Annotated in this window: 10 protein-coding genes and 1 pseudogene; 6 read left to right on the top strand and 5 right to left on the bottom strand. The window is 71.3% G+C overall.

Translation table 11 applies throughout. The annotated features are described in order from the left end of the window. The first annotated feature begins 81 nt into the window (after positions 1–81). The gene (locus tag ACIQ6Y_RS33860) at positions 82–354 is read left to right on the top strand and encodes a hypothetical protein (RefSeq protein WP_404045009.1); all 273 of its coding nucleotides are present in this window, start codon (positions 82–84) and stop codon (positions 352–354) included. A 305-nt stretch (positions 355–659) separates the two neighbouring features. On the opposite strand, the gene ACIQ6Y_RS33855 is transcribed toward ACIQ6Y_RS33860, so the two are convergent. Then, positions 660–1,715, bottom strand: a complete 1,056-nt coding sequence (locus tag ACIQ6Y_RS33855) for a bifunctional class I SAM-dependent methyltransferase/NUDIX hydrolase (protein WP_404045007.1) — start codon at positions 1,713–1,715, stop codon at positions 660–662. An 892-nt stretch (positions 1,716–2,607) separates the two neighbouring features. Here ACIQ6Y_RS33855 and ACIQ6Y_RS33850 point away from each other — a divergent pair. The 5 genes and pseudogenes from ACIQ6Y_RS33850 (at position 2,608) to ACIQ6Y_RS33830 (ending at position 8,802) form a co-directional block, all read left to right on the top strand. Then, positions 2,608–4,092, top strand: a complete 1,485-nt coding sequence (locus ACIQ6Y_RS33850) for a peptidoglycan-binding protein (protein ID WP_404045004.1) — start codon at positions 2,608–2,610, stop codon at positions 4,090–4,092. A gap of 60 nt (positions 4,093–4,152) precedes the next feature. Next, positions 4,153–4,584: pseudogene (locus ACIQ6Y_RS33845) on the top strand (AIR synthase related protein); the annotation flags it as partial. 229 nt (positions 4,585–4,813) lie between these two features. Further along, on the top strand, positions 4,814–5,140 hold the full coding sequence (locus tag ACIQ6Y_RS33840; protein WP_404045002.1) for a hypothetical protein: 327 nt from the start codon (positions 4,814–4,816) through the stop codon (positions 5,138–5,140). Further along, positions 5,130–7,040 (top strand): caspase family protein, encoded by a 1,911-nt coding sequence (locus ACIQ6Y_RS33835; protein ID WP_404044999.1) that lies wholly within the window; start codon positions 5,130–5,132, stop codon positions 7,038–7,040. Before ACIQ6Y_RS33840 ends, ACIQ6Y_RS33835 begins: the two co-directional genes overlap by 11 nt. 226 nt (positions 7,041–7,266) lie before the next feature. Further along, positions 7,267–8,802, top strand: a complete 1,536-nt coding sequence (locus ACIQ6Y_RS33830) for an SDR family oxidoreductase (protein ID WP_404044997.1) — start codon at positions 7,267–7,269, stop codon at positions 8,800–8,802. A gap of 51 nt (positions 8,803–8,853) precedes the next feature. Here ACIQ6Y_RS33830 and ACIQ6Y_RS33825 read toward each other — a convergent pair whose 3' ends face one another. The 4 genes from ACIQ6Y_RS33825 to ACIQ6Y_RS33810 all read right to left on the bottom strand — a co-directional run bounded on the left by ACIQ6Y_RS33825 (position 8,854) and on the right by ACIQ6Y_RS33810 (position 12,632). Then, entirely contained in the window at positions 8,854–9,582 is a 729-nt protein-coding gene (locus tag ACIQ6Y_RS33825; protein WP_404044994.1) for a GNAT family N-acetyltransferase, read from the bottom strand. A 442-nt stretch (positions 9,583–10,024) separates the two neighbouring features. Then, positions 10,025–10,441, bottom strand: a complete 417-nt coding sequence (locus tag ACIQ6Y_RS33820; RefSeq protein WP_404044992.1) for a lasso peptide biosynthesis B2 protein — start codon at positions 10,439–10,441, stop codon at positions 10,025–10,027. Between the two features lie 65 nt (positions 10,442–10,506). Beyond that, entirely contained in the window at positions 10,507–10,764 is a 258-nt protein-coding gene (locus tag ACIQ6Y_RS33815; RefSeq protein WP_404044989.1) for a lasso peptide biosynthesis PqqD family chaperone, read from the bottom strand. Further along, the gene (locus ACIQ6Y_RS33810) at positions 10,761–12,632 is read right to left on the bottom strand and encodes an asparagine synthase-related protein (protein WP_404044986.1); all 1,872 of its coding nucleotides are present in this window, start codon (positions 12,630–12,632) and stop codon (positions 10,761–10,763) included. Before ACIQ6Y_RS33810 ends, ACIQ6Y_RS33815 begins: the two co-directional genes overlap by 4 nt. Positions 12,633–12,659 lie beyond the last annotated feature (27 nt).

Here is a 12,659-nt window from a genome sequence, read left to right as displayed (position 1 = left end):
GCTGGCGGCAGATTCGGTCGGTGCGCGCTTCGACCGCACTCACGGCCGCGGCACGACAACCGTGATCTATGACTGTGGATCATGGAGGAACTCATCGGCCGTCGCCAGTCCTGTCTGCCGGCCTTGGCCACCGGGTGGCCTCCTGAGCCGCATTGCTCTGATGGAGTCGCGTTCGGTGATCCAAACGAAACGGCCTGGTTCGGGGCGGTGGGTGCGGACGGTCTGGAGCTTGAGCTCTTCGGCCTCGGTGGTGCAGCCCTCGTCGAGATAGGTCTTGTAGTCGTCCAGGACGGGGGCCGGTTCTGCCGCTGGCCGGTGAAGAGTTCCTTGGGCGTCGCGGCGTCGGTGAGCTGACGGAGCGGTAGGTCATGTTGACCTGGCTCTGAACCGAGCGATGGCTGTACCCCGCCTCAAGCAGCGCGCGCACGCCTGCCAGGGCGCACGCCACTTCGCCGTGATGAACCAGGCGCCGAGGGTGAGCAGTTCATGACTACTCCGTGACGGACTCGTTGACAGGGACATGGGGCGAGGCGATCTGACGGATGCCGAGTGGGCACGGCTGCGGCGGTTCCTGCCGGTCCGCAACAGGCGTTGGGGCAGGTGCCCGTTCCATGGTCCGTGATCATTCATCAGCTCGAGATCCAGTTTCGATGCACGGCCTAGCGGGCCTCAGGGGCCACCGGATAGCGGTGCACGGGCGGCAGGTCCGGCAGCAGGCCCGGCCAGACCATGTCGATGACATGGGCACTGGGGGTGAAGAGCGGCTGGGGGAGCGCGGGCAGGTCGGCGGGGTCGTGCCACTCCCAGCGGTGGATCAAGTGCGGTTCGGCTACGGCCGGTTCGCCCGTGTACGCGGTGACGTGGACGGCGGCCGTCAGCCGGGGCATGCCGTGCACAGAGTCCATCAGCAGGGCGAGTAGCCGGGCGTCCCCAGGGTCGGCCTTGAGCCCCGTCTCCTCCTCCAACTCCCTTACGGCTGCCTCCCGGAAGTCCTCGTCGGCGCTGTTCTTGCCTCCGGGCAGCTCCCAGACACCGCGTACCGACCAGCCCAGCAGCACCCGGCCCCGCGGATCGGTGACGACGACCCCAGCGCCGGTCAGGGCGTGCGGGGACGGCCGGCCCTTGTCCGCGTATCCGCCCTCGGCCGGAACCGGGTCACGGAGCAGCACGATCGCCAGCCCCTCCGCGTCGTACTGTTCGACGACCCCCCAGCCCGTGCCCAGCAGCCCCAACTCGCCTTCGTCCAGCGCGATGTGCCGACGCCCCTCCGGCACGGCCCCAGCGAGCGGCGTGATCACGCAGAGGGTCCCGCCGGGGCGTAGGCGTTCGCGCAGGCGGGCCAGCAGCCGGGTGCGGTCGTGGACGAAGGCCCAGCTGAGGCGGAACGTGATCAGGTCGTACGCCGGATGCGGGAGGTCCTCCAGGCGGTCGCGCTCGATGTCGAAGCACTGGTACCTGACGCCCGGCACGCCCTCCCCGTTCTGCCGGGCGAGGTCCAGTGCGGCCGGGGCGAAGTCCACGGCGTCCACGCCGTATCCGACGGACGCGAGGTGGCGCGCGAGTTCGCCGAGCCCGCAGCCGACGTCCAGTGCGAGCCCGCCGGCAGGGACGGCCACATGCTCGGCGAGCACCTGGGCTTCGGTATCGCCGAGGGGGCTGAAGGTCGTGCCGTCTGTGTAGTGCGCGTGCCACTCGTCGGGCGTGATGTGCTCCATGGGCGAGATCCTTGCCGGGTCGGGGACCGCACCAAACCGGCGGCCGGGCCCGGCCCGTGGGCAGTCGGCCTCGCCGCACAGCCATCGGTTCACCGCAGCTCGTCCCCGGAGCCACCCGCGCGACGATCGCCGCAGCGAGCGCCCCATCCTGTCCGGCAGCACGCGTAACCGCCGCCACGTCACCGGTCACAGAGTCCGCGTCAGTCGGCCATGTGCATCGCGAATGGCCGCTTACGCCAGTGATGTCACCGGCAGATGGAAACGCGGGCCGACCAGTTGAGGATGATGGCCGAACTCGTCCACTGGGACCGACCCTCCATCTGAGCCGGCTCCCATCGAACGAGGTCGCGACCCCTCCACCCTTCGCCCGGCCCCGCAGGCCGGGACCCGGGCGAGGACGGCGCATTGTGGTCGATGTCGCCTGCACCTACATCGAGGCGCAGAGCGACCAGCCATCTCCCTGCCGACCTGGCAGAAGCTGCTGCTCCGTGCAGCGCAATGCTGCCGTATGCATCTGCCCCGGTCCCCAGCGCGTGCAGTGGTGTACGAGGTCGTGCACGGCATCTGCGCGAAGGCGGCGGGCCTGTGCATCGGTGGTGAGTCCTGTGGCCTCGACCTGCGCTGGTCGGAGCTGCGATCTGCCGCAGGGAGTTCTACGCTGGAAGGTGCTCGGGAGTGCCGAAGGGCGGCCGGAACTGCTTGATCACGACCACGCCAGTGCCCGAGGAAAAGCGCCGTTCTCCGCCGCCCGACACATCACAGCTCGGGCGCCTGCACGGTGCCGCCCACAAGCAGCGGGTGTGACGCGCGCCGCTGCCGATCCCCGCGCACCGGGTGACCAGGGAACAGGGCGCTGCGGCGGCCGGAACCGGTGGGCCGGACGGAGACGCCGATGAAGAGCATCAGATTCGATGGATCCACCGAACTGGAGGAGTGCCTGGCCGGCAGCCGCGTACTGCTCCTGCAACAGCCCAACGAGAGAGGCTATTTCGTCAGCCAGGTGCAGCAGGCGCTTGCCGATCTGGGGGTGTCCGTCGAGGTCGACGGCTTCTACGGCCCCCTCACCGCGGAGGCCGTGGAAATCTTCCAGCAGAACACGCCGGGGCTCGGTGTGGACGGCAAGGTCGGCATGCACACCATGGGGGCCCTGGACGAGGCGTTCGCCACCGAGCCGGCGGGCGTCGCCGGCTGCGTCGGACCCGAAGGACCCGCAATCTCCTTGAACGGCGTCGCCCATGAGGACGTGAACCTGCTGCTGTCCGCAGTCGGACTGAACGCTCTCCTGGAAGTGAGCGAGGGAGGGACGGTCACTGCCCACACGCCCGCGCAGCTGCTCGGTGTGGACGGCCCTGTCACGGCGGAGGCCGCGCGCGACGCCCTGGCCGCCCCGGACCAGGCCTTCACGGGACCCACCGCCCCGGCCGCACGCCTGGGGGATCAGCTGAGCTCCCTGCTGGCCCAGCCGGTGCTCGCCGACTGGCCGGCCGTCCTGGCCTCGGTCCAAACGGGCAGCCAGTGGCTGGCCCAGCAGGCGGCGGCCGCTCTCGTGGGGCAGCCCCTGTCCCTGGCCACGCTCCCGTTCGGTCCGCCCCCTCCTCCCGTCCGCGCGCTCACGCCCGACATGGCCTACCGCGAAGTGGCCGGCCACCATGTGTCGGGGACAGTCGTGATGTCGCCGGCACCGGCCCTCTCACCAGCGGGTGGAGTGGTCGTGCCCACGCCGATACCTCGTGTGACGCTGGATCACGTCATCGCGGGTGTCACGTTCCGCTTCACACCTGACCCGTCGGCCCGGAGAGTCGCCGTCGGCTCTTCCACTCCCGTCCTGGCCGGCCTGGATGTCCGGCATGCGGCCGGCCTGGTGCGGCTGGCGCAGTTCCTGTCGTCGGACTGGAACGTCAGTGAGGTGCACCACGCAGGCATCAGCGGAAGCGCCGTACGGACCGACTGCCACACGGACGGACGGGCGATCGACCTCGTCGGTGTCCGTCTCACGGACGCGGGCGTGGTCCGGGACGTCCACGTCTTCGACCACTGGGCGAGCAAGCCCGTCCCCGCCCCAGGCAGGCCCAGCGGGATCCTGCCACAGTGGCCTTCCGGCAGCGTGCCTCGCCTGACCTACCGCCTCGCCGCCGTCGACGACCTCGGCATCCTCCCCGCCGACACCACGGTCACATCCTTCTTCTTCGACCTGTACGTGTGGTTCGCCACGCAGTACCAGGACCGCACGAAGACCCCCTTCGACCCGGGGCCGTTCACGACCCCTGGCGAGACCAGCTGTGTCATGTCGCCCGACCACCCCACGTCGGACGTCGGCGGCCCCCACGGCCGCGAGGCGCACGCCACCCACCTCCACGCCCAGATCGGCCCGACCTGACGCATGCGCCGTGCGGAGGCGAGGCGAGCGACTGGTTGGCGCCCTTGCCCCGTGAGCGTCATGACGCATCGCGATCTCCGCGCCGCACCGCTCGACGTGGAAGGGTGGACGTGCCCCGCCCCCCTGCGCGACCGGCCGCGCGTCGTCATGGGGCACGGCGGTGGCGGTGCCCTCTCCGCCGAGCTGGTGCAGCAGATCTTCGCCCCCGCCTACGGCGGCGAGGTGCTCTCCCAGATGAGCGATGCCGCCGTGCTCTCCCTGGGCGGAGCCCGGCTGGCCTTCTCCACGGACTCCTACGTGGTGCGGCCGCTGTTCTTCCCCGGCGGGTCGATCGGCGACCTGGCCGTCAACGGCACGGTCAACGACCTCGCGATGAGCGGGGCCCGGGCCGCCTACCTCTCCTGCGGATTCATCCTGGAGGAGGGCGTCGAGCTGGACGTGGTCAAGCGGGTCGCCGAGGCACTGGGCGCCGCCGCGCGCACCGCCGGCGTCGCCGCATGACGCCTGCTGGCCGTACCCGGTCAGGTGTGAGCAATTTCGAGGACGTTCCGATCTCCTGCGGATACGGCGATCACAGTGCCTCTATGGTCGGCGTGGCTGCGCGCGTCGTGCCGGGGCGGGGGCCCAGGTGCATACAGGCGTGCAGGCGTGCGGGTTACGGAGTCGGGTCCATGGGGACATCATGATGGCTGGGTGGACGCCAGTCTCGAAGGGGGCGCGGGTGCACGCGATCGACGTCTCGGCTGAGGACCCGGACGATTTCGACATCCTCTACAGCGAGTTGCAGGGCGTCAGCGGGATCGAGGCGGACGCGGTCCCTGTGCCGATGGAGCCCGGAGAGCAGGGCTCGGTCGTGGATCTGCTGACGGTGACCTGCGCGTCGGGCGGCGCCGTCGCGGTGTTCCTGGGGATCGTCAAGTCGCTGCTGGAGTCCCGCAGGCCGGGCTTCGTACTGAAGGTCCGGCAGGGCAACGTCCGGCTGAAGGTCACCGCCGACACCTTCGAAGAGGTCTGGCCCGTCCTGGAGGAACTGCTGGGTGGACCGTGACCTGAGCCGGTCCCGCGCGATCCTCATCGGCAACGGCGTCTACGCGGACGACCGCATCCCTGATCTGCCCGCAGCCGAGTGTGTGACCGCGATGGCGGAGCTGCTCACCGGCGAGTTGTGCGGATGGCCGCCCGACCGCGTCATGTCGCTGGTGGACGTGGCGTCCCCGGACGACTTGGCGCGCAGGGTGATCGAGCCGATCCGCGACACCCAGGACGTACTGCTGGTGTACTACGTCGGCCACGGCATGCGCACCAGCGACGGGCAACTCGCCCTGACGATGGGCAATACCGACCCGGACTGGGAAGTGCTGCCGCACACCGCCATGCTCTATGAGAACCTCGCCAAGATCCTTCGCCGTTGCCGGGCGGCGACCAAACTGGTTCTCCTGGACTGCTGTCACGCCGAACTCTCCAACCAGTCCAACTACCTTTTCCAGTCCGCCGATTTCGGGGAGACCTACCCGATCGACGGTGTGTACGTCATCGGTGCCAGCGGCAAGTACGAAAAGGCCAAGACGCCCCTGAACGGGACACTGACCTGCTTCACCGACGCCTTTCTCCAGGTGGTGTCGAACGGCGTCCCCGAGTTTTCGGCGCCGACCCTGCCCATGGAGCGGATCTTTCTCGAACTGCGCGCCCGGTTACGGAAGAACGACCTGCCCACGCCGGTGGACAGCGGGGCCCGCGACGCACGCCGTTTTCCCTTCGCCCTGAACGCCGCCCACCCCGACCACCGCAAGAAGCTGCTCGACGGGCTCTCGGAAGCCTCTCCCGGACAACTGCCGCCACGGCTGGACCGGCGCACCCTGCTGACCGCTGTCGCCGCCGTCGGACTGACCATCGGCAACAGCATCCTGACCCTCGACGGACGTCCCGCTCGCCCCTCGACGGTGGCGGACACGAAGACGCCGAGCGGCGGAGCCTCGAACACGGCGACCAGAGCGCCGATGACCCCCCTGGGACAGCCGCTGCTCGGCCACACGGACGCTGTCCACTCGGTGGCCTTCCGGCCGGGCGGGCGCGTGCTGGCCAGTGGCGGCGTCGACCGGACGGTCCGCTTCTGGGACCTGTCCGAACCCGCACAGGCCGAGCCCCTCGGCCCGTCCTCCTCCGACCACACCGACACGGTCTATTCCGTGACCTTCAGCCCCGACGGAAACCTCCTGGCCGACGCCGGCGCCGACCGGAGCGTCCGGCTGCTGGACGTGACCGACCCGGCGAAGCCGGTGCGTCTCGGTACGCCGGCCACCGGTCGTACGGACGCCGTCTTCTCGGTGGCCTTCAGCCCGAGCGGGGAGCTGCTGGCCGGTGGCAGCGGCGACCGCACCATCCGCCTGTGGAACGTGACCGACCCGGCACGTCCTGAGCTCGTCGGACCGCCCGTCGTCGGTCACACGGACGCCGTCCTGTCGGTGGCGTTCAGCCACGACGAGAGCGTCATGGGAAGCGGCGGCTCCGACCACGCCGTCCGGCTGTGGAACGTGGCCGACCCTCCGGCGCCCGTAGGCCCGCCCCTCATCGGTCACACCGACCGGGTCTACTGCGTGGCGTTCAGCCCGAACGGGCACCTGCTGGCCAGTGGCAGCGGTGACCGGATGATCCGCTTGTGGAAGGTGACCGACTCCGCGAATCCTGTGTTCCTGGGAGACGCCACCGGTCACAAGGACTCCGTCGAGACGGTCGCGTTCAGCCCAGATGGACGTGTCCTGGCCAGCGGCAGCAGCGACGGGACGATCCGCCTGTGGCGGGTGAGCGAATCCGGGAGTCCGGCGCCCGCCGGCCGACCCTCCACCGGTCACCGCGGCGCCGTCTACTCCGTGGCTTTCAGCCCCGACGGAAACCTGCTGGCCAGCGGCAGCGAAGACCGGACCGTCCGCCTGTGGACACTTGCTCACTGATTCCGGATCCGGCTCTGCGTTTCACGTCCATGTCACGGCCGTTGCATGACGTACGAGGTGACGGAGCGGGTCGGGCTCCCGCGCGGCCGCCGCGTGCACCGAGCACCGAGTCCGGCCGTCCCCGACGGGCAGCGAACGCATCCGGCTGGGACGCTCGAAGGGAAGAGAGCGACGAGGCCGATACGACGAGGCTCCGGCGGACGTACGGCAGCCCGAGGGCGGCACCATGGACGACGAGCAGATCACCGACTCGAACGTGAACGCGCCGGCGGCGGGTGCCCTGACCTGTCTGGTGACGGGTGCGAGCGGTTATATCGGCGGGCGGCTGGTGCCGGAACTGCTCTCCGCGGGCCACCGGGTGCGCTGCCTGGTCCGCACCCCGGCCAAGCTGCGCGACCACCCGTGGGCCGGCCGGGTGGAGATCGTCGAGGGCGACGTCACCGACGCCGCCTCGGTGGGCAGGGCGATGGACGGCGTGGACGTGGCCTACTACCTCGTGCATGCGCTCGGCACCGGCCATGACTTCGAGCGGACCGACCGGGACGCGGCCCGCGTCTTCGGTGAGCAGGCCCGCCGGGCCGGCGTTCGCCGCATCGTCTACCTCGGCGGACTCACCCCCGCGGGCGTGGCCGAGTCGGGCCTGTCCCCGCATCTGCGCTCGCGCGCCGAGGTCGGCAGGATCCTCATGGACTGCGGCGTCCCCGCCGCCGTCCTGCGGGCCGCCGTCATCATCGGCTCGGGATCCGCCGGCTTCGAGATGCTGCGCTACCTCACCGAGCGGCTGCCGGTGATGATCACCCCGCGCTGGGTCCACACCCGCATCCAGCCGATCGCCGTGCGGGACGTGCTGCGCATCCTGGTGGGCTGCGCCGGTCTGCCCGCCGACGTCAACCGCACCTTCGACATCGGTGGGCCGGACGTGCTCACGTACGAGGACATGATGCGCCGGTACGCCGCCGTCGCCGAGCTGCCGCGGCGGCTCATCGTGCCCGTGCCCGTGCTCACGCCCGGCCTCTCCAGCCACTGGGTCGGTCTCGTCACCCCGGTGCCGGCCTCCATCGCCCGCCCGTTGACGGAGTCCCTGCGCCACGAGGTCGTGTGCCAGGAGCGGGACATCGAACGGTATGTGCCCAGCCCACCCGGTCACCCTCTCGACTTCGACCGCGCCGTCACCCTGGCGCTGCAACGGGTCCGGGAGGCCCAGGTCAGCACCCGCTGGTCGTCGGCCTCGGTGCCGGGCGCCCCGAGCGATCCGCTGCCCACCGACCCGGACTGGGCCGGCGGCAGCCTGTACACGGACGTCCGTGAATGCGAGGCCGACGTGCCGCCCGCCGCGCTGTGGCAGGTCATCGAAGGGATCGGCGGGGAGAACGGCTGGTACTCCTTCCCGCTGGCCTGGGCGGTGCGCGGCCGCCTCGACCGCCTGTTCGGGGGAGTGGGACTGCGGCGGGGCCGACGGGACGCGCGCCGACTGCGGGCAGGTGACTCGCTGGACTTCTGGCGGGTGGAGGAGATCGAGCGCGGGCGGCTGCTGCGGCTGCGCGCCGAGATGCGGCTGCCCGGACTGGCCTGGCTGGAGATGCGGGTGGACGGCGGCGACGGTCGCGCCGTCCGCTACCGCCAGCGGGCCCTGTTCCATCCCCATGGGCTGCTCGGGCACTTGTACTGGTGGAGCGTCGCGCCGTTCCACGCGGCCGTCTTCGGCGGTATGGCTCGCAACATCGTCAGGACCGCGTCCCGGACCCACGGCGAAGGGACGTGAGCACGGTCCGCGGTCCCGTGCGCGGCAGGGTGATCAGCGCACAGCGGTCGGCTAGGCCGGGATCAGCCGGTCATCGCGGCCACGCGGCCGGGGGTCGGCATCACCCAGGGCGAGGTCGCAGGCCGCTCCGGACCGTCCCGCGCTCAGCCGCAGTTCTACGACGGCGCGGACGGCCGGCCACTCCTCGTCCAGGATCGAGTAGAACGCGGTGCTGCGCACGACGCCGTCCAGGCCCCGTGAGTGCGCCCGGCGGACACCTTCGCAGGTGGCGCCGAGGCGCTCGATCGCGGCGCGCGAGCGCACGTTACGGGCGTCGGCGCGGAAGGAGACGCGGCGCAGCCGCCATGTGTCGAAGGCGTGGCGCAGCATGAGCAGCTTGGCCTCGGTGTTGATCCCGGTGCCCTGGGCGTGCGGAGCGAGCCACGTGTTGCCGATCTCGGCGGCGTCGGGGACGGCGGTGACCGGGTCGCCGTGGGGCACACCGGACACCGGGGGCCACATCAGCGGGCCCTGCCAGTAGTCGAGTTCCTGGAAGCGGGTCGAGCCGACGACGCGTCCGTCGTCGGCACGGACCACGGCGAACGGTACCGCCCGGCCGGCCGCCTGCTCGGCGAGTGCCCGTTCCACGTAGCCGCGAGCCGAGTCCACGCCGTGGGGGACGGGAGTGAACGCGTACGAGCTACGGTCCTCGGCTCCGGCCTGGGCCAGGCCTTCGACATGGTGCGCTGCGAGGGGCTCCAGCCGCGTCAGGCGGCCGGTGAGCACGACGGGTACGGGCACGGGGCCTTCGGTCTTTCTGGGAAGGAGGTGTCGCCTGCCACCGGCTTCCCGGTGCGAAGGACGTAAGGATGCGCCACGGTCCCTGCTGCGCGAGGGACGAGAACGTGAAGGACAGTAGAAGGCCGAATGACGCCGTCGCGCAAGAGGTCTGTGCGTACCCGTGCCGCTCGCCCATTTCCTGTGAACCCAGCAGGTCAGAGAGCTGCCGACCGATGCGGCGGGAGGGTTCGCCCTTGTCGTCGTCCGCACGTCTTTCGGCCACTCGCACCACGCTGAAGGCGCGCGGGCTGCCGCACGCACCTGCTTCATGCCCCTCGCACAGGTGGAGGCGCAGGCCGGCTTCAGTTCAGTGAGGGCGAACTGGCCGTCCTACTGCGCTACTTGAGTGCTCTCGCCTCCCTCGAGGGATGGCCCGGAGCGGTCGGCGCTCCGTCTCCTGCCCTCAGTCCACCGTGATGAACCGTTGGAAGTAATCGGCGGGTGCGTCCTCGCCGACCAGGACGCCTTCGGCCTCCACCCAGGCGTGCGCGGCGAACGGCGGATGGGTGCGTACGCCGACGCACCAGGTCGGCCACTGACCGCGCAGGCGGCACAGCAGCACGGTGGCGAGGGAGCGGGGCAGGCAGCCCTGCTGGCCGCCGGCGGCCAGACTGACGGCGAGGACGGTCCGGCGCGCGCGGGCGGCCTCGGCGAGGGTCGCGGGGCGGGCTCCGCGGCGCAGCCGGAGGAGGACCGTACGGATGCGGGCGGGGGGCTGCCGGGCGAGCAGGTGGGCGCAGCCGACGGCCAGCCGGGTCACCAGCCGCGGCCCGAGGGGCACCGAGCGGGGATCGTGCGGGACGACCTGCGAGGTAGACACTGCGGCAATCCTCCGGGACGGGGACGGTGTCGAAAGCGAGGACGGGGAGGGTGGTGGGCGACGGGTCAGGCCGTCAGGAGCTTCGCGGTGCGCAGTTCCTCGAGGATGCGGGTGATGTCCTCCTCGACCTGCTCGGCACTTACGTCGTACCGGTCGGTGAGCGTCGTCACCGCCTGCTGCCTGCTCGTGCCGTCCAGCAGGGTCCGTACGATGAGTGCCGCCGTGGGGTTGAGCGTGTAGTACTCGCCGCTGTTCTGGTCGAGCAGGGCCATGCCGTACTCGGTGTCGGCCGTCACCACTCCGGGGCGCAGGTTCATCGTCATGCCGTAAGACCTCCCATGTCGGTTTTCGCCGGCAGCAGCGGGCTGCTGTTTCGTTCGCGGGTACGCAGCCATACCTCGCAGCCGACGGTCGGATGCAGCAGCGCGCTCTCCAGATCGGCGGCGAGGGGCCGAAGGCACCAGTCGCGCAGGGCCGCCACGTCGACGAGACCCAGCTCGTGCAGCCGCGATTCCTCCCAGAGGGCGAGCAGCGAGGAGCGATGGCGGCGCAGCCCGGTCTCCTCCTCGAATGCGGCGTGCGCCTTGGTGGTCCGGTGGCGGCTGGCGTCGGGGACGACACCCCGCATGGCCTCCGCGATCAGTGGCTTGTACTGCCAGGGCGTCACCCGGTCCCGGGGGCGGACGGCGAGGGCGGCCTCGACGAGCTGGTCGTCGTAGTAGGGGGCGGCGAAGGTGACGCCGAGGGGTTCGGACATCTGCTGGACGTGCCGGGCGAAGCGGGCCAGGGTGCGCAGGGTGGCCAGTTCCCGGTGCCCGCCGTGGCCGGGGCTGAGTGGCTGCGCATCCCGCGCCTGCCGCTGGATCAGCTCGCGCGCGGCCTCGACGGCCCGCCCGGTGGCCCACGGGGGCAGCCGCGGCGGGGTGCCCCAGGTGAACAGGGGGACGGACATGGGGGGTTGGGGGAGGGTGAGGTCGTGCGCGACGCGCGCCAGCCATGATCCGTACGGGCGGCGGTCCAGGAGCTGGGCCAGGGCTGTGCGGCGGGACCAGCGGTGCCGGGAGGCGAAGCCGCGGGCGAGCCGCCAGGCCGTACGGGGATGGCGGGGCAGCAGGCCGTGGACGTGGGCGGAGGCGCCGCTGAAGAGTTCGTCGCCGCCCATTCCGCTCAGGTGCAGCGGGGAGCCGCGCTCCGCGGCCCGCTCGACGATGTACATCCGCCGGTGTCGGTTGACCGTGTACAGCGACGGTGTGTCGAGGTCGTCGTCGAGCGTGTCGACGCGGTCGAAGGTCAGGGGTACGGCGGTCGCGGGCACCACATGGTGTTCCACCGCGTCCAGCGCCTCCACCGTGCGCCGCGCGTAGGTGACGTCGTCGCCGAGAACGTCGTGGACGGCTGCGGTGTAGGCGACGGTCTTCGCGCCCGCGCGGGCGGCTGTGGCCACCACTGCCGTTGAGTCGACGCCGCCCAGGTCGGCACTGATCAGTCCGCGGCCCGCGATCCGTACGGTGACCGCGTCGGCGAGCCGTTCCCGAACCAGCCGGGCGCCCTCGGCGAGCGACAGTCCGGCCGGCGGCGGGCTCCAGCAGCGGCTCGTACGCAGGCGTCCGTCACGGTCGAGCAGTACGCGCCGGTCGCCGGGCACGACGTCGACGCCGCGCCAGACCGTCTGGACGGTCAGGGGGTGCAGGATGCCGGGACTGAGCAACTGGACGGCCAGACGGCCCTCGTCGAGGTCCGCGCCGGTCAGGTCGGCCAGGACGTCGGCACGGTCGGACACGAGGTGGGCGCCGTGGGTTCCGGGAGCCTCTGCGGCGAAGACGCTGCGGACGCCGGTGACGGTGCCGCGGACCAGCGTCCTGCCGTCGAAGCTGACGATCAGATGGTGGCTGCCGGGCCACTTCCTCGCGTACGCGTCGGCGGCCTCGGGTGATCCGGTGCGTGCCGCGCGCGCTGCGTCTTCCGGCGTCACCGCGTGCTGCCCGAGCACGGTCAGCCGGGCGGGTCCGCACGCTGCCTTCGTCACGGCGTGGTCCGGCCAACGGCCGATCAGCCAGGGCCGGCCGGACGGATGCGGGATTTCCCGGGTGCCGTGGGAGCGGGCTCGCGTGGCGAGTGCTGCGACGGCGTCGGTGTCCGGGAAGACGAGGAACCAGCAGGCCCCGGCGGGAGACGACGGGCCGGTCACCATGGGGCGGGTCCTTCCGGTCGGGTGCGG

This window comes from Streptomyces sp. NPDC096205, from assembly GCF_044763135.1.
GTDB lineage: Bacteria > Actinomycetota > Actinomycetes > Streptomycetales > Streptomycetaceae > Streptomyces.
Note: the sequence above shows the minus strand (reverse complement) of the source record. Positions and strands in the feature narration are given on the sequence as shown.

Bases quoted from the DNA above. Each gene is read 5' to 3' on its own strand.
- ACIQ6Y_RS33860 (WP_404045009.1), top strand. From the start codon at position 82: ATGGAGGAACTCATCGGCCGTCGCCAGTCCTGTCTGCCGGCCTTGGCC.
- ACIQ6Y_RS33855 (WP_404045007.1), bottom strand. From the start codon at position 1,715: ATGGAGCACATCACGCCCGACGAGTGGCACGCGCACTACACAGACGGC.
- ACIQ6Y_RS33850 (WP_404045004.1), top strand. From the start codon at position 2,608: ATGAAGAGCATCAGATTCGATGGATCCACCGAACTGGAGGAGTGCCTG.
- ACIQ6Y_RS33830 (WP_404044997.1), top strand. From the start codon at position 7,267: ATGGACGACGAGCAGATCACCGACTCGAACGTGAACGCGCCGGCGGCG.
- ACIQ6Y_RS33815 (WP_404044989.1), bottom strand. From the start codon at position 10,764: ATGACGATGAACCTGCGCCCCGGAGTGGTGACGGCCGACACCGAGTAC.
- ACIQ6Y_RS33810 (WP_404044986.1), bottom strand. From the start codon at position 12,632: ATGGTGACCGGCCCGTCGTCTCCCGCCGGGGCCTGCTGGTTCCTCGTC.